The organism is Microcoleus asticus IPMA8 (assembly GCF_013179805.1).
GTDB lineage: Bacteria > Cyanobacteriota > Cyanobacteriia > Cyanobacteriales > Microcoleaceae > Microcoleus > Microcoleus asticus.
This window is the reverse complement of record NZ_SRRZ01000095.1, coordinates 13,221-29,909: the sequence shown is the minus strand read 5'-3', so window position 1 is coordinate 29,909 and position 16,689 is coordinate 13,221. Positions and strand designations below refer to the sequence as shown.

The window sequence follows — 16,689 nt, the reverse complement described above, 5'->3', positions numbered from 1 at the left end:
CACTCACTGTTTTCACTTCTCTGCTGTATTGCGTAAGCGTTGCTTGCCGAAGGCATCGCATCCCTCTTTAAAAACTGTCCGGAGTATTGATCTAAGAAATATTACAAAATCTACGGTAAGATAATTTGATGCTAAAGTTATCAAGTGATGTGACGACCGCTCGCTCTTTACCCTCGCCTCTTTACCATCGCACAGAGCGAAAGACTAAGTTTAGTTGGGCTCATACTTTGGCTGTCGGCTTCTTAAGCCTATGTATCTGTAAATCACTTAGTGCTGAAGATTCAATTAACCATATTACCCTCACAATTGGAGATTTTTCAATGAAACTCAGTAAATCTTTGGCAATGTTGTTGACATTAATTTGTATGACAGTCATAGTTGTGACTACTTTCAAATTAAGCCCTAGTTTCGCTCGTTCTACGCCGGTGATGCCAGCACAAGAATCAGCAGAAAAAGTAACTACAGATCTGATTGCACAAGTTCCCGGAGGAAATTCTCTATACACTAGGCTAGGAGGCTACAACGCGATCGCAAAAGTCATTGATGATTCAACAACTTTCATATTCGCTGACGCACTAATTGGTAAATACTTTATTGGCTTGGGCACAAACTCACAACAGAGGCTGCGTCAGTTGTTAGTGGATCAATTCTGCCAAGCGGCAGGGGGGCCTTGTGTTTATACAGGGCGGACTATGAAGCTTTCCCATAGTGGAATGGATGGAGGTCTCACGAACAATGAATTTAACGCTTTTGCTAATGATGTGTCCCAAGCTCTCGATAAAAATAGGGTCAATCCACCAGAGAAATCCGAAGTCCTGGCATTTGTTAATAGTCTCAGAAGCAAGATTGTCGAAAAGTAATATGAAACGCTCCAATCTCCTCCTGCTTTCGGTGGCATTTCTGCTACTGTCAGGAATGGTAACGGCCGACGCAGCCAGTGCAAAACCGTCAGAGCCAACCACCGAGATGAAAGTTCCAGTATCCCCAATGCCGAGGCAGTCTTCTGAGCGGTTTTCCATGCCTGCTATTTTTGCTCCACCTTATGCTCAATCCAACGATCGACCTTTTTGTTTTTATCAGCGCTCCGATAGCACGATAGTTGATTTGAGCAGACTGTGCGGGGCTAAGAGCACCGAAACGGGTACAAATACTAGATCGGAGAACGCTCCTGTTGAGGAGAAGAAAACCCCAATTTATTGGTAGAAAAATGAGAATTTGTTTCAGTAGACGAATTCCATAGGAGCGCCTTTGCCTTACTTCACCCGAAGTTAGATCGCCCTCATCGCCTCAAATTTCACCATTCACCTGCATCTGATGCACCTTGTCAGCCAACTCTTGCAGGCGCTTTTCGTCCAAATCGTCAATCGCCAGCATCCCGACATAGATAATTTCCTTCAGCGTTAGTCGGGTTGCTAGCGCCTTTTTCTGCACAATTTCCTTGATGATGGGGCTCACCCCGATGGCGGTACTGGCTCTAGTCATCCAATTTTAGATTTTAGATTTTAGATTTTAGATCGATCCGACAGATGAATCCGAGGCCCCGAACCAAATTGCTTGATTGTCACAAAGGTAACGGGAGATTAATAACTTGGATTAAATCTTAGCACCTTTAAGCTGAGCTTTTAGCTGCGATGCAAAATGCTTAAGCGCGTCTTGACAAGACGAAACAAAAAAGTTTATATTAGAAATGTGGAAAAGCCGATCGACTATTCCTCCAAAACTTCAACCAAATCCTCAATCATCACATCAAAAGTCCGAGCTAATTTCAGCAGCAAAGTAAAGTCAACCGTTGTCAGCCCGGGACAGCGGGCATAATGCTTGACAGTGTTGTACACCACCCCAGAACGTTCTGAAACTTCCTTGAATGTCCAACCTTTCTCTGCGGCTAGTTCTCTGACTTTAATTCTTACTAAACCCATGCTTGACAATGGGTGCTATAACACCTTACAATAAATTCATCTAAAAAGCCGATCGCCCCCCGGCCTGGAAAACTAAAGGGCGATCGTCTGTAAAACCTAATCTGGATAGATTATTTCTTTCTATCAAAAAGTGCATTTGCCATATCCAGAAGTCTACTAACCATATCCAGAGGTGTACTAGCCATGATATCAGAAACTCCGGCAAAATCGCGGACGATCGCAGAATCGAGAATAATTCACAAATCGCCAATCCTGCATCCGCTGGCGAGATTCGTTACCGAAGAAACAGTCGCACTCCTGTTCAATATCGCAGCAGACGAGATTTACCGCATCGAATGCTGTCGTTACATGGTGTACGTTCACGCCAAAGGCATCAGTCGGTTTGTCAGCTACGCCGATTTTCCCCCGACTTTAGCAGTAAAGCCGATCGCACCTCAAGATTTTGGCAGATGGTACAAACGCTGGAAAAGCAAGCAAGCACCAGCATTTTGGACGAAATTCTACACGTACAAGTTCAAAAAAGCTGTTTCAGTTGACAGATTGCTGGAGTGGGGCCAACTGGTAGCTACTGTTAAATCGGTCATTTCTGGGGCAGCGCTGCAACAGCTACGAGATGTCTATGCCCACGAAAAACATTTGATGGAGAAATTTTAAAATGCGATCGACTTAATCCTACTTGAACTTTCAATTAAATTTTAAAACACTTCATCCTCGATACCGAGCCACCACTCTCCCAGATTCATTAAATCTTTGTGAAGGTCAGTAAGTTCTGTCATATACTCTTCAGCAGAAATCTCCGATCGCCTTTCTTGCAATTTTTTCAGCCGCAGTTGCACCAACAGCCAAGGTTTGGAAATGCCGTCCTTTGCTTCGATATATTTGGCTAGATCTTTGCTGTCCATAGTTATTGTTATTTGTTATTGGTTATATCATTTCTGTTTTATCTGAGTGATTAAACCGCAGAGAACTTAGAGGAAAATCAGTGTGACAGATGAATAATTACGCTGCCAACTGACTTAATATTATAGGACTTTTTCAACGGCTTAAAAAAACTCTGATTTTTCCCCGGTTTCAACCGACTTGAGCTTTGAGCCAGGGGTTGAAACCCCTGGCGGACTAACGGAATGGCGGAGTTTTCAGCTAAGATGCCTCCCTTAAACATCCTTTACCTGTAATCCGAAGTCTGAATATTCTTGAGCTTCGCTGCATATTTCATGCCGTATTCCGGGCGGCAGAAGCGATCGAGCTGAGCCTCAAAAAAAGCCCGATTTGCCTTCAAATGCTTTGGGTTCGGGTCATCTAAGGGATACAAAAGAGCAGTCCGCAAAGCTTGAATCACCGCCGAAGTAACGCAGTACATCGAGCGCTGAAATGTCACCCCAATTTGATTGAGGATATCATCTTCGCCGCGACAGCGCTGTTTGTAGAAATCCATCAAATAAGGTGGCAGGAAATGCAGCATATCTTGTGCTAGCAAAGTTGGCGGAATGCCCGCCGTACCTACCGGGAATTTGTCTGCATACAAAACTCCGTAGTGGAAGTCTTTTTGATCGTCTGGAACTTCCCTAGCTTGAGCGTTGTAAGATTTGGTACCTCGGAAGGGCGAAGTGCGATAAAATACAGCTTCCACGTAAGGTAACGCTGCTTCGTAAAGCCATGTGAAACCCTTAGATTTGGGGATGATTTCGTAGGTTTCACCGTCGATTTGAACGTGGTGGTAGATGGGACGACCGGCGATCGCAAATATGCCATTTACTAGGAAATCCATCGCCTGCGGGACTGTGGTAACTTTCCCTTCGTCGTACAAGTCGGAAACCTCAAAAAACACCGGCGCCATGACTTCCCAGAATAAACCGAGATTGCTGTAATAAGACATTTGGCGGCACTGTTCTAAAAACATTTCTGGAAATGCTTTGTGCAGTCCCAGCATGAACGGGTCTTTTTTGAAGTAAGCTTTAATTGCCCGATCGGCATTAGCCTTATATTCGTCACTGTCCAAATAAGGATCGAATTGATTGGTCGGCACGTACAAGCCTCGGTGCCAAAGCATTGACCTCATGCACTCTTCGGCAAATTCCATGTTAATGCGATCGTGCCACAAATGGTGCAGAAAGCGAGGGAGTTTACCAGTTTCTCCCTTTTCCATGAACTCCAAAAGTTCCGGGTGAGCACTTCCAATCCCGCGCCAGATCCGCAAATCTGCACCGTCGCCTGCATAGTGATTTTGCAAGTCTAAATACTCTTGAGGTAAAAAGTATTTAAAGAAAGGAAGCGGGTGTAAAAATACCCGTTCGGCGATGTAAAGCAAATCGCGCCAGTAGAAATCCATCGGCACTGCGTAAGCTTTCCAGATAGCGATAATTTGCATCAGATTTTCCGGCGTATCTGGAATCATCGCGCCGCCAGCTTCCAGCCTGTGAATTACTTCAGCAAATTCGTGCTTGGAAGGAGGTAGTTTAGTTGCTGGTTTATTAGGGGTTTGTACCATTGTTTTTTCCTTTGATTGAACCTAAATCTTTTGAATTCTTGCAAAAAGTTGCAATTCTTTAACTGGTTCCCCGGCTGTGCTTGGGAACGGATATCCAGGCCTAAACCGGAAAATTCGAGGCAGAGCCGGAGGATCTGCGTTACCAGGCAGAGCCTGGTAACGAGTAGATTCTCTTAGTCTGCGTCGGCGGATATCGTTTCTGTAGACGCGATTTTTATCGCCGAATGTTCAAGGGGATAGCTAATAGCTACTTGGGCATTTCTGTCCGCCGGCAGAGTAGCAACGATCGCATTTGTAGTAGATTCGCTCCACTTGAGCAGCCAAGCAGGTTGAATTCCCAACACAAAAATGATAGCCGCCAAAACCAGCGCCGGCATATTTTCACCAAACGTAACTGGAGGGTAGTAAGCCGTGGCATTGTCCAACTTCCCAAAACAGGTGCGGTTGAGCAGAATCACAAAGTAAACTGCTGTTAAGCCAGAAGCTAAAATGCAGAGTAAAGTTGGAATTGGAAAGATCGAAAAACTGCCTTGAAACACTAAGAATTCGGCAATAAAACCCACCAAACCCGGAATTCCGGCGCTTGCCATGCCGCCCAAAACTAACAGGGAACTGGCAGTTGGTAAACCCCGCATCGGGTTCATCAAACCGTTGAGCACGTCCAAATCCCGGGTGCCAACTTTGGTTTCGATGATGCCTACCAAATAAAACAGCAAAGCTAAAATTAAGCCGTGGCTTACCATTTGCCCGACAGCGCCGATTAAGGCGAGTTTCGTACCCGCGGCGCAGGCAACGAGGATGTAACCCATATGTCCGATCGAACTATAGGCTACCATGCGCTTGATGTCTTTTTGGGCGATCGCGCTCAAAGCCCCGTACATCACGCTCACAGTCCCGATAATCGCTAAACCCGGAGCTACAATCGACCAAGTTTCGGGAAACAACTGCAAGCAGAACCGCACTAAACCGTAAGTTCCCAACTTCGCCAAAATCCCTCCCAGCAGAATTGCTGTTGCTGGCGAAGCTTCGACGTAGGCATCAGGCAGCCAAGTATGCAGCGGCACTAAAGGAATTTTAATTCCCAACCCAATTATCACAATTGTTAGCAGGATCAATTGCGTTCTCAAGGGCAATTCTTGAGTGGTAATCGCAGTGTAATCGAAATTTAAAGAGCCGCTCAGCCAAGCAACACCCAAAAATCCCGCTAAAACTAAAAATCCCGAAACGGCCGTGTAAATCAAAAACTTCATGGCAGCGTATTCTCGCTGCTTTCCGCCCCAAATCGCGATCAACAGGTAAAAAGGAATTAATTCTACTTCGTAAAACAGTACAAACAGCAACAAATTTTGAGACATCAAAGCTCCGGCAATACCAGCATTGATCAGCAAAATCAAAGCGTAGTAAAGCTGGGGGCGCTCCATCTTTTCGCCAGTGCCGTAAATGACTAATAGCGTCAGCAAAGCACTTAAAACCAGCAGCGGTAAGGACAAGCCGTCAATGCCCAAGTTGTAGCTCAAACCTAATTGTGGAATCCAAGGCAAATATTCTTGAAATTGCAGTCCCGAATTGGCTGTATCGAATTGAGTCAACAGCCAAATATTCAAAAGGAAAACAGCAGCAGCAAAAGCCGAGGCTATTGAACGCAGACGCATCCCATTGATGTTTCCGGGCAAAAACCCGACTACCGCAGCGCCCAACGCGGGCAACCAGAGCAAGGCACTAAGCATAATGTGTCAAGAGTGAAGAGTAAAGAATCTATTTCGCAGGATATTGTGTTTGAGAGTTTGAGAGTTTAGATATTAACATTTCCCCAAACTCTCAATCCAAAGTTGCATCACGAATCAGAAAGAATAGTGACTCTCCCCGTGTCTAAATCGTAGTATGCACCAACAACTTTCAGTTTGTTATCCGCAATTAACTTAGAGATAACTGGAGATGCTTTCAACTTGTTAGCTTGCAGAACAACATTGGCTTTTGAGGCATTCTCTATTCTGTCGCCCGCTTGGCTTTTCGAGCTTTCTACAGCAGGCTTAATGGCGTCGAGCAAACTGCCAATCTGACCGGGAACTTGAGCTCCTTTAATGGTTGCGTCTACCGCACCGCACCGTTTATGCCCGACTACCACAAGCACTTTTGCTCCCAGTACCAGCGTGCCAAATTCCAGGCTGCCAATTTCCTCGGAAGTAGCAACATTTCCGGCCACACGACAGACAAATAAATCACCCAATCCTTGATCGAAGATAATTTCCGAAGGAAAGCGGGAATCTGCACAGCCGAGAATAGCAGCAAAGGGTTTTTGAGCTACGGCAACTTCGAGAAGGCGGGGTAAGTCTTGGTTGGGACTTTGGCGTTTGCTGTCAACAAACCGTTTGTTTCCGTCGATTAACTTTTGGAGAGCTGCATCGGGAGTCAAGTCAGTTTGAGCAATTGCTGGTTCGGGTGCAGCCAAATCAGCGCCTGCTCGTGCTGCAAGTATCCCTGTACCAATGGCTCCGGCGACAAATTTGAGGGAATTGCGGCGGGAAAGATTGAATTGTCTATGCTTTTGGTTCATTGATTTTGCCTTGTTTGAGAAACTTTGAAATCTTTGTTCAAGAATTAATTTTTAAAAGATTTTAGATTTAAAATGTCACCTAAAATCTTAAATATTAACTCTATTTACCCGCCGACAATCAGCGACAGGCGAACTAGCAAAGGCCAGCTTACCAGCAGGCCCAAAAGTGCAACTCCGAACAGAATTGTCAGGGCGTAAAACTGAGTTTGACCGTTAACGTTGTATTTGAGGCTCTGCCCGCCAAAAACGGTTGCAAAACCGATTAAGTTCGCGAATCCGTCCACAATATTGCGATCGACCCAGGAGATGACTTGAGCAACTAAACCGACGGCAAATATCACTGTCACCCGGTAAAGTTGGGCGGTGTAAAAGTCGTAGGCAAAAAAGTCTTGCAGGGCTTGAGAACCGATTCGTACCGGTTTTTCCCATTTCTCGTTCAGGTAAACAAACGCTCCGGCAGCGATGCCGATCGCCGTTGACACAACTAGCAGTCCACTGGCGGTATAATTCAAACTCGCCCCAGGCAATAACTGCCACGCCGCCAGCAAGTGCGGAACGTGCAAAGTAAAGCCCATTAAAACAGTCATCGGCAAGATAAAAGGCCAGTGAACTTCTGGCGAACGTTCGGTCATTTGCTTTGGTTTGCCGCCAAAAACTAAACCGAAGACGCGCACCAAGCCAAAAGCAGTGACGCCGTTTACAAACAGCACGATTCCTAACAGCAAAGGCTTAGCTTCCGAAAGCCCGGATGTTAATTCTTCTAAACCCCAAAAACAGCCGAAGGGCGGCAGTCCCACCAATCCAGCGCTACCGACAATAAACGATATCGCCGATATCGGCCGCTTTCCCCACAAACCGCCGAGAGATCGGATATCCTGAGTGACGGTGTTCCAAACTACCGAACCGATGCTCATCACCAGCAAACCCATTGCCAAGGTGTAGGCAAATATCAATGTCAGGGCTGTCTGGGCTTGTCCGGTGCCGACGGCGATAAATACTAAGCCCATGTAAGCGCTAACTATATAGGAAAGCGTGCGTTTGATGTCAATTTGGGCGATCGCAATTAATGAAGCACCCACCGCCGTCGCAGCGCCTACAATAATAGTTGTCGTCATCCCGATCGGCGACAAAGCAATCACCGGCTGCAACTTAATCAATATCCAAGCACCAGTTTCCACAACTACGGTGTTCCGCAAAATTGTCGCCGGCAGCGGGCCTTCCATCGCCTCATCCAGCCACAGGTGCAAGGGAAACTGAGCGCACTTACCCATCGGGCCGGCAATCAAAGCTAAAGTCAAGAGCGTCGCTACAGTGGGGTCAAGCTTTGCAGTCTGGGCCCAAACAGCCAACTCGTCAAAATTCCAAGTTCCAGCCAGCGGCAGAATGGCAACTACTCCCATCAGCAGGAATAAGTCACCCACCCGCTTGGTTAAGAAAGCATCGCGAGCTCCTGTCACCACCAAAGACTGATTGAACCACAGCCCGACTAGCAGGTAAGTTCCCAGAGTCAGGATTTCCAAAATCATGTAGCTGAAGAACAGGGAATTGCACAACACCAAGCCGCACATCCCCGCTTCAAACAGCCCCATCAGGGAAAAGAACCTAGCCCAGCCCCAGTCCATTTCCATGTAACCGAAAGCATAAATCTGCGCCAGCAAGTTCAGTCCGGTAATCAAAACAGTCGCCCCGACGGTGACAGCAGAGATTTCTACGGGAATGGTTAAGTCTAAACCTGCTACGTTCAGCCAAGGAATCAACTGGTGCCCGGCCGGTTGGTTCCAGATAGCTGTCAGGGCGATGACGCCGTGTAAGAAAGCGAACAAGGTTAATATGGCGTTTACGTAACCGGACGGTCTGGGCCCGGTGCGGCGAGTAACTGCCGGAAACCACAGCATTGACAGAACTCCGCCGATGAGTGGATAGCAAGGTATAAACCAAACTGTCTGGAGTAAGATTTGAGCCATTGGCATTACCTGTAAAGGTTACAAAAATTTAAAAATCTGAGGATAAGCCTGAGTTGTCCTGGTCAAAGCAAACACATCAAGATCCTATGCTTAATTTTAGATTAAGTAGTGCATTAATACTTATTAAGTATTTTATATACTCTATAAGATACTTTAATCAATAAAAATAGGTATAAAAACGTGAATTATTAATCGCGCTTTGATACAAGCAATCGCAATTTATGTTATGATTGATTGTTATATTTGGCATTTGATGACTTGTAACAGCCTAGCCATGAACGAAACAGCTTTTTTGCAAGCAACTCAGCAACTTGACAATCAATCTTTTTTGGAATATATTTACCGCACTTATTTGAAACGCAATGCCGACGCTAATGGTAAAAGCTTCTATCTTCATAAACTGCAAAACGGCGAGCTGACACGGCTCGAACTCCTCACCTCATTTTTGCACTCACCGGAATTTAATTGGGTAGTTAAATGGGAAAAAACTATTTTAGGATTGCCGGGTTTAGAAATCATTTCATACCATATACCAAAAACGGCAGGAACAACTTTTTTCATAGCTTTAACACAGGTTTACGGTTTAGATAAAATCGCTAGTTATTTAGAGGAATCGGTAGTAGTAAGTGATGGTGTTGATCCGCAAAGAATAAAAGTAATACACGGTCATGTTCCTTCGAGAAAGTATTTCCTCCCGGTTAATGTAAAACAAATAATCTGGTTGAGACATCCAATCCTTCGTTTAATTTCATTGTATTTTTTTTGGAAAACTATCCCTCGTACTGAAGATAGTAGTTGGCATAATTATATTCAAGAAAAAAACTTAGATATTGTGGAATTTGCCAAGATTCCGGAGATCCGCAATGAAATGTCTATCTACATTGGGGGACGAAATCTAAATAATTTTTACTTTGTTGGCATCCAAGAATTTTTTAATGATGATTTAACAGACCTTGCCAAGATGTTAAATTGGCCAGAAATCCAAATAACTTATGAGAATAAAAACAAGTATGAGGGCTATAATTATGTGGCAAAAAGTATCCTGAAAGACAGCGATATTATGAATGAGCTAATAACTCTCAATCGCGAAGACCTAGAACTTTATCAAACAGCATTAGACCAGAGAGCTAAGCGGAAACAACTCTTAAATTCATTAGAACAGTACTAGATATCTGGAAATAATCCGCGTCTCGACTGCAACAAATTTAAGCGGAAGGGACGAAATTTTATAAACGCTCAATGTCCCAAGCTGATTCTGGGAGTTTGGCTTGGCGCTGTCCGATCGCCCTTGCCCTAACACTCAAAAGACCGATCGGCGTATTAAACAGATCTACCAGATCGGCTCTGCCGATCGCACTTTTGGCAGCAGCAACCGGAAATTCTTTGAAAACCCACCTAGCCAGCCGGTAAAAATATTCCCCTGTTGTGAATTCTCGCATCAAATCGACGCCGTGGAGTTCGTGCAAATATTTATTAGATTCGCCGTACCGATACCATTGACTTTGCAACTGTTTAATTGTAGAACGGTGGCGGTGTCGGACGATCGCATTTTCAGCAAAATACAATTTATAGGATGTTTCTCGCAAAATCCGCCAGCATAAGTCAGCATCGCCACCACTTGTGAGATGGGGGCGAAACAAGCCTAATGTTTCTAAAACTAGCCTCCGTACAGCTAAATTGGCTGTTTGACCGTAGGGACAAAAATGGTGAGCGAGAGTATGTTTTTGAGATAAAGTATTTTCGCGGGCGCTGTGTTGTTCTAAAATAGTTTTACCGGGCAATGCGAGTATTTCCCCAGCACTAATTCCTACTTCTAAGTCAACGAATGGCTTAACTAAATTTTCCAGCCAGTCAGATTCCGGGCGACAGTCTGCATCGGTAAATGCAATGATTTCGCCTGTTGATGCGCGAATTCCTTGATTGCGGGCGGCGTAGGAACTTTGAATCTGATTTTCGGTGAGGTGGCAAATGGTTATTCGATTGAAATTGATTCCCCCCCTTACCAAGGGGGGGACTGAGGGGGGGTTAGAGGCTGCTGTTTGGATAATGGTTGAAGTGCGATCGCGACTGTTGTTGTCTACTAAGAGATATTCTACACTGTCGATCGGATAAGTTTGCGATCGCAGGCACTCAATTAAATCCGGCAAATCTCCCTCGCCGTTGTAAATTGGCACTATCACCGAAACGTCCGGTAAAAACATTTTAGTCATTAAAAAACAACCGTAAACGATCGCATAACTAATATTGAGTAAGATTAAACGAACCGCGAAGGCGCTAAGGACAGGAAGGAAGATAAATAAGGAAATGTAGTTCTTCCTTCGCGCTATAAGCGTCTTCGCGGTTCGTTCAAATAATTAAAAAGCGTTATTAAGTTCCATTGCATTAACTGGGGATATCAATTCTCAAAATTATAACTTCGGAGCCTTAAACAGGCAAGATGCCTGTTCCACAAGAACTGAATGCAGTTGTGGAACAGGCATCTTGCCTGTTTCTTTGAAATAGTAGTAAATATCTCTTACATCCCCTGTGCAGTCCGTCACTCAATCCGTTCTCAACTGTTGCTAGTCAACATCAGAATCATTAACACTAACACCCCGTTAGTTAGATAAAAAATGCCAACAACCTGAGTTTCTAGCCAGCCGCACAACTCTAAATGATGGTGCAGCGGAGCCATTCTTAACAGACGCTTGCCGATTCCATCCGGCCCTTTTGTAGCCTTGTAATAACCTACTTGAGCAATTACTGACAGCGTTTCAATAAAGAAAATCCCGCTGATTATTAATAATATCCAAAGGCTATTTGTTAATAAAGCTACCGCACCCAACGCACCGCCCAAAGCTAAAGCACCTGTATCGCCCATAAACACGCTGGCTGGATTGCGGTTGTGTGCTAAAAAACCGAGACAACTGCCGCTGGTGCAGGCGCAAAATATCATTAATTCTGGCGAAGTTGAGGCTACAGATGCGCCCAATCCCAAAAGTGCGATCGCCCCCAAGCCTCCCATCAACCCGTCAATCCCGTCGGTAATATTAGTAGCATTGCTTTCAGCTACCAGCACAAAACCAGCCAGCGGCCAAAACAGAAAACCTAAAGGCAATACCCAACCGAAAGGCAAAGCAATGCTGGTAGAAATAGCTGGTTCGCGGAACATCAGCCACAGACAAAATAGAGCTGCAAAACCTACTTGCAAAGCCAACTTCATCATAGGGGAAATACCTTTATTCGACTTGCGGCGCAAAATTTGCCAGTCGTCGATCCAGCCGATGAAACCGTAAGCTAAAGTTAAAGCTGATACGGCTACAACATCTGAGTTAAATCTCGACCAAAGCAAAGCAACTGCGACCCCTGCGGGCACAAAAAAGATGCCTCCCATTGTCGGCGTTCCCGCCTTTTTTAAGTGAGCTTGGGGGCCGTCTTCGCGAATTATTTGTCCTGCTTTTAATTGCTGGAGTAAAGGCACAACTCCATAGCCCACAGCCGATGCAACTACAGCACAAACAGCTAGTGGCATAAATAGCGATGCAGGCCCATTCAAAAGTCTACCGGCTGCTACATCTAAACCGATCGCGACAATGCCGAGCCCCAAACCCAGCAGCAGGAATAAATTCCTGCCTGTAAGTTTGAAAGGCATAGTAAAAGAAATTTTCTCATCCACAAAGTTATCCATAACACTCCTCAACACACACCATTTAAGAACAAGCAATTGAAAATTGGGGAATAGGGTGCGCTACAGGAGATTGGGAAATATCTTAGTTTTTATTCCCTGTTTCCGGTTGATTACTTCACCCTTCTACAAGTTATTCCTCGCCTACACTCGCATCCTCTTCAACTTCCTCTTCTAAATCATCGTAAGGACTGTCGTCAACTGCCATTAGTTCTGAAATTTCTTCTTCGTGCAGATAGTCGGGTTCTTGGACATCCCTTGCTAACAGGCGATTGTTAGATTCCAACCAGTCTAAAAGAGAAGATTGCTGCTTTAATGGAATTACATCCGCAGGCAAGTGGCGAGGTATTTGACGCAGAGATGGGTTGTACATGATTCTCGGTTTTTAAAGACAAAGACGCGATCGAGTAGAGGTAATGTTTTGCCGACGGACTGCTGCTTTGATGAAGCACTTGCAAATCGGGCATCTAGCAAGGCTAAAGCATTATACCACAAGCACTGTTTGGTTCCGGATCGGATAAGATGGGAGACCCAAAAGGCGATCGCCCCCAATCATGGGCCTCAGGATAACACTAAAATCCGCTCTTGCCAATCCTTCTTTAGCCCTAAGCATTGTAATCCCAGACGGTCGTCTTTAAGATATCGCGGGACAGGTGGCTATCCTCTTCTGCAAGCCTCGTTAACAGGCAAGCGGTTGATTCAGAACAGTCTCCTGGTTTTTTATCAAAGCCTTATCCCGAAAGCCCTCTGGCTTCTTCAGTCAACTCTTGCGCAATAAATCTCAGAATGGATACAACGGCGGCGGTTTTATACAACAAAGAGGGTTACCACACCGGAGGGCAAAAACTTCTGGGGCGTCATTCAGCCGGAGAAGGGTTTCTCAAAAGCTTAGTCCAACACGGAACCGCTGACTCTCTCTACTGTTGCGCCGACAGCCAAACAACCTTTAAGGAGTTTTGTTCGCACATCCAACCTTGGCTGCAACAACCTCGGAAAGTCCGCTGGATTCCCACAGAACGACCGGATTTGCTCTCTCAACCGGGCACAATTTACCGACCCGATCCCGCCCTCTCGCAGATGGTTTGGGCGCGCAGATTTGTCGATCAGCGGGCCTACAGCGTTTGCGGCGTTACTCACACCATCGGTACCAAATATGTCATGGGGGCGATCGGCGATTTGATAACCGCACCCATGCAGCCTTGGGACGCCCTGATCTGCACCTCTGCCGCCGCGAAAACAGCAGTAGAAGGCGTTATGGGGGAGTGGTCAGAATATTTAGCGCAGCGCAATGGCGGTCAACCGGAAATTTTAGTCAAATTGCCGATTATTCCCCTAGGAGTGGATTGCAGCGCGTTTCCCCAGGGTGTGGAAGCAGTTAATAGTCGCCGCCAACTGCGGCAAGAACTCGGCATTTCTCCCGACGATATTGTTGTGTTATTTGTCGGTCGATTGACTTTTTCTGCAAAAGCTCATCCGGTACCGATGTACATCGCCCTAGAGGCCGCCGCACAACAGACAAAAGCCAAAATCCACTTAATTCAAGCAGGTTGGATCGAAGATCCGAGAGAAGAACCCGACTTTAAAAATAGCGCGCAAATTTTTTGTCCTTCCCTAAATGCTATTTTTTTAGATGGGAGACAGCCCGAAATTAGAATAAATATTTGGTCGGCGGCCGACATTTTCATTTCGCTTTCCGACAACATTCAAGAAACCTTCGGACTCACGCCAATAGAAGCAATGGCGAACGGACTGCCCGCCATAGTCTCCGACTGGAACGGATACAAAGAATCTGTACGCCACGAAATAGACGGCTTCCGCATTCCCACACTCATCCCGCCCCCGGAATCTTGTTTAGATTTAGCGCTAAATTATCTCGACGGCAGCTTAAATTGGCCGACTTACATGGGTCACACTTCCCTAGCCACAGCAGTTGACATGGATGCTTGCACCCGCGCGTTGTGCCAATTAATTGAAAACCCCGAGTTGAGAAAGCGGATGGGGGAAAATGCCAGACAAAGGGCAAGGGAAATTTATGATTGGAAAGTAGTAATTGCAGCTTACGAACAATTGTGGCGGGAATTAGCAGAAATTCGCCTTGGGGCAGCAGAGTCAGCACCTGTAAAAGCCGGGAAGCCGCCTTATCCGCTGGGCGACGATCCGTTTCGGGTATTGGGTCATTATGCGACTCAAACTTTAAGCAATGAGATGATGCTGAGTTTAGGGCCGATCGCCACACCAGAAATTTTACAGCAGATACAGACAATTTGGTTTACCAGTTTTGGTGACGATCGGAGAATATCTGTTAGCATTCAGATGCAGATATTGGATACAATTAAGCAAGAAGGTACTGTCAGCGTGGGGGAAGTTATCAGACGCTACGTTAAAAACGAGCAAGAATTAGCATACCTATATCGGACGATGCTCTATCTAATGAAATTTGGTATCTTAGTTATTAGTCATTAATTAATGTAGGGTAGACGCTGCGCACAAAAAGACCCAATAATAAGCGCGCTAAAAACGACTTTTCGCGTAATTTATAAATAATATTGAACGCGAACTCAATAATATTTTTTCCTGATTCATTTCTCTTGCTAAAAAACTATGCTTAGAAAATCTGCACTCTTAGAGATAATAGCTGGCAAGAATCGGGGTTTGCTGGCGACTCCCAGCGACAAACAAGCGATATTAAGTGCGATCGCCCAATTGGAAGATTACAACCCCACACCACGCCCTGTGGAAGCCGCAGAGCTTTTAAATGGCGATTGGCGGTTATTGTACACCACCAGCCGCGCACTGCTGAATCTTGACGGTTTTCCCTTGGTGAAATTGGGTTCAATTTATCAATCTATCCGCGTCAAAGAATCTAAAATTTACAACATTGCCGAACTTTACGGCTTGCCTTACTTAGAAGGAATTGTCAGCGTGGCTGCGACATTTGAGGCGACTTCGGAACGGCGAGTGCAGGTGAAGTTTGAACGGTCAATTTTCGGTTTAAGCAGGTTGATTGGCTATGAATCTCCAGTCCTGTTTATCAATGAGATTGAGTCGGGTAAAAAGTTAGCTGCTGTAGATTTCGGTTTCGATAGTCGCGAACAGCAGGGATGGCTGGATATTACTTATTTGGATAGCGATTTGCGGATCGGGCGCGGGAATGAAGGAAGTGTCTTTGTGTTGACAAAATAGTGATTTTGTGATGTGCGATCAAGTGCGATCGCCCCTTAACTCATTCTCAATTTATCTTTCCTTCATCCGCGTTCATCTGCGGTTAAAAATCAAAAATATATCACTTTTGCAAACAATTTAAGACTTCATCAGTATTGTTACTGCGTCGGTTTTTCCTGTTCTTTTTTTTCCGTCGGCATTGACTTTCTGACAGCTAGCACTAACTCCGCTTCGGTACATCGATACAAGTCCCGCATTCGGAATACTTGCCAAACTTCCATTTTTGGCAATGTTCGACCCTTTTCCCAGTTGCGAATTGAAGATTCCGCACATTCTAGTATATGTGCTACGTCTATAATTTTCAGCCCCGCACGTTCTCTTAAGGCTCTCAGATCCATAGCTGACCGAACCTTTTGAGAGACAAAACGTTAAGTTTTACCGTTAATAATTGACGGACATGACCTGTTTGATGTTTAATCATAGTAGTAGAGGCGTTAGTACATTCCCGCCAAGAGACTTACTAACGCCCTTTCCTGTACTCCTTACGAATACAACACGATTATGACACAAAACGGTTATCAACAGGGATTCGCAGCGAATCCTGGGGCGATCGCGTACCAAAAACGCCTTTACCCTTGGGCGATCGCCAAACTCATGCCTAGTATGCAGCGGGCGATTGTGGGGCGATTTCGCAGTCGATCGGATGCTGACGGACACTTGCTGTGTCTGCGTCAACTCATGCCTCAAGCAACGCTTGTCGTAGTCTTTGACTTGCAACCAGACTTAGAAGTACCAATTGCGGCGCCCACAGCAATTCGATAAGCACAAGAATGTGATCCCCCCTTAAAAAAGGGGGGTTATAAAAATTGACAAATTACTAACTATCAATTACCGCAGCAGATAAATATCAACCTAAGTTAGGATAATTTTATCCTCAA

The 16,689-nt window shown here is 45.3% G+C and carries 18 protein-coding genes; 7 read left to right on the top strand and 11 right to left on the bottom strand.

All coding sequences use genetic code 11. The annotated features are described in order from the left end of the window. Window positions 1–320 precede the first annotated feature (320 nt). Window positions 321–860 carry a group I truncated hemoglobin gene (locus E5S67_RS22450; RefSeq protein WP_172190592.1) on the top strand — a complete coding sequence of 180 codons (540 nt, stop codon included), beginning with the start codon at window positions 321–323 and terminating at the stop codon, window positions 858–860. 1 nt (window position 861) lies between these two features. Next, window positions 862–1,203, top strand: a complete 342-nt coding sequence (locus E5S67_RS22445) for a hypothetical protein (RefSeq protein ID WP_172190591.1) — start codon at window positions 862–864, stop codon at window positions 1,201–1,203. Window positions 1,204–1,287: 84 nt separating this feature from the next. Here the strand turns inward: E5S67_RS22445 and E5S67_RS22440 are convergent, their stop codons facing one another. Both E5S67_RS22440 and E5S67_RS22435 read right to left on the bottom strand, forming a co-directional pair. After that, window positions 1,288–1,482: a hypothetical protein gene (locus tag E5S67_RS22440; protein ID WP_172190590.1), complete on the bottom strand. Its 195-nt coding sequence runs from the start codon at window positions 1,480–1,482 to the stop codon at window positions 1,288–1,290. A 224-nt stretch (window positions 1,483–1,706) separates the two neighbouring features. Continuing rightward, window positions 1,707–1,919: a helix-turn-helix domain-containing protein gene (locus E5S67_RS22435; protein ID WP_006631306.1), complete on the bottom strand. Its 213-nt coding sequence runs from the start codon at window positions 1,917–1,919 to the stop codon at window positions 1,707–1,709. 183 nt (window positions 1,920–2,102) lie between these two features. On the opposite strand from E5S67_RS22435, the gene E5S67_RS22430 reads away from it, so the two are divergent. Next, window positions 2,103–2,573 (top strand): hypothetical protein, encoded by a 471-nt coding sequence (locus E5S67_RS22430; RefSeq protein ID WP_172190589.1) that lies wholly within the window; start codon window positions 2,103–2,105, stop codon window positions 2,571–2,573. A gap of 41 nt (window positions 2,574–2,614) precedes the next feature. Here the strand turns inward: E5S67_RS22430 and E5S67_RS22425 are convergent, their stop codons facing one another. The 5 genes from E5S67_RS22425 to E5S67_RS22405 all read right to left on the bottom strand — a co-directional run bounded on the left by E5S67_RS22425 (window position 2,615) and on the right by E5S67_RS22405 (window position 8,925). Then, entirely contained in the window at window positions 2,615–2,821 is a 207-nt protein-coding gene (locus tag E5S67_RS22425) for a hypothetical protein (RefSeq protein ID WP_172190588.1), read from the bottom strand. Window positions 2,822–3,084: 263 nt separating this feature from the next. Continuing rightward, complete coding sequence (locus tag E5S67_RS22420; RefSeq protein WP_172190587.1) at window positions 3,085–4,407, bottom strand: CO2 hydration protein; 1,323 nt, start codon at window positions 4,405–4,407, stop codon at window positions 3,085–3,087. Between the two features lie 173 nt (window positions 4,408–4,580). Then, entirely contained in the window at window positions 4,581–6,134 is a 1,554-nt protein-coding gene (locus tag E5S67_RS22415) for an NADH-quinone oxidoreductase subunit M (protein ID WP_172190586.1), read from the bottom strand. 107 nt (window positions 6,135–6,241) lie between these two features. Then, a complete protein-coding gene (locus E5S67_RS22410) occupies window positions 6,242–6,961 on the bottom strand; it encodes a carbonic anhydrase (RefSeq protein ID WP_172190585.1) in 720 nt (239 codons plus the stop codon). A gap of 104 nt (window positions 6,962–7,065) precedes the next feature. Then, window positions 7,066–8,925 carry an NAD(P)H-quinone oxidoreductase subunit F gene (locus tag E5S67_RS22405; RefSeq protein ID WP_172190584.1) on the bottom strand — a complete coding sequence of 620 codons (1,860 nt, stop codon included), beginning with the start codon at window positions 8,923–8,925 and terminating at the stop codon, window positions 7,066–7,068. 274 nt (window positions 8,926–9,199) lie between these two features. On the opposite strand from E5S67_RS22405, the gene E5S67_RS22400 reads away from it, so the two are divergent. Next, on the top strand, window positions 9,200–10,093 hold the full coding sequence (locus E5S67_RS22400; protein ID WP_172190583.1) for a DUF4214 domain-containing protein: 894 nt from the start codon (window positions 9,200–9,202) through the stop codon (window positions 10,091–10,093). 58 nt (window positions 10,094–10,151) lie between these two features. Here E5S67_RS22400 and E5S67_RS22395 read toward each other — a convergent pair whose 3' ends face one another. From E5S67_RS22395 to E5S67_RS22385, 3 genes are all read right to left on the bottom strand, one after another. Continuing rightward, window positions 10,152–11,135 (bottom strand): glycosyltransferase family 2 protein, encoded by a 984-nt coding sequence (locus E5S67_RS22395; RefSeq protein WP_172190582.1) that lies wholly within the window; start codon window positions 11,133–11,135, stop codon window positions 10,152–10,154. A gap of 341 nt (window positions 11,136–11,476) precedes the next feature. Then, the gene (gene mraY / locus E5S67_RS22390; protein WP_172190581.1) at window positions 11,477–12,592 is read right to left on the bottom strand and encodes a phospho-N-acetylmuramoyl-pentapeptide-transferase; all 1,116 of its coding nucleotides are present in this window, start codon (window positions 12,590–12,592) and stop codon (window positions 11,477–11,479) included. Between the two features lie 130 nt (window positions 12,593–12,722). Next, the gene (locus E5S67_RS22385) at window positions 12,723–12,962 is read right to left on the bottom strand and encodes a DUF3134 domain-containing protein (protein ID WP_172190580.1); all 240 of its coding nucleotides are present in this window, start codon (window positions 12,960–12,962) and stop codon (window positions 12,723–12,725) included. A gap of 413 nt (window positions 12,963–13,375) precedes the next feature. On the opposite strand from E5S67_RS22385, the gene E5S67_RS22380 reads away from it, so the two are divergent. After that, window positions 13,376–15,052: a glycosyltransferase family 4 protein gene (locus E5S67_RS22380; protein ID WP_172190579.1), complete on the top strand. Its 1,677-nt coding sequence runs from the start codon at window positions 13,376–13,378 to the stop codon at window positions 15,050–15,052. A gap of 138 nt (window positions 15,053–15,190) precedes the next feature. Then, window positions 15,191–15,772, top strand: a complete 582-nt coding sequence (locus tag E5S67_RS22375; RefSeq protein WP_172190578.1) for a PAP/fibrillin family protein — start codon at window positions 15,191–15,193, stop codon at window positions 15,770–15,772. 137 nt (window positions 15,773–15,909) lie between these two features. On the opposite strand, the gene E5S67_RS22370 is transcribed toward E5S67_RS22375, so the two are convergent. Next, window positions 15,910–16,149: a helix-turn-helix domain-containing protein gene (locus tag E5S67_RS22370; RefSeq protein WP_172190577.1), complete on the bottom strand. Its 240-nt coding sequence runs from the start codon at window positions 16,147–16,149 to the stop codon at window positions 15,910–15,912. 163 nt (window positions 16,150–16,312) lie between these two features. On the opposite strand from E5S67_RS22370, the gene E5S67_RS22365 reads away from it, so the two are divergent. Continuing rightward, complete coding sequence (locus E5S67_RS22365) at window positions 16,313–16,573, top strand: hypothetical protein (protein WP_172190576.1); 261 nt, start codon at window positions 16,313–16,315, stop codon at window positions 16,571–16,573. Window positions 16,574–16,689: the final 116 nt, after the last annotated feature.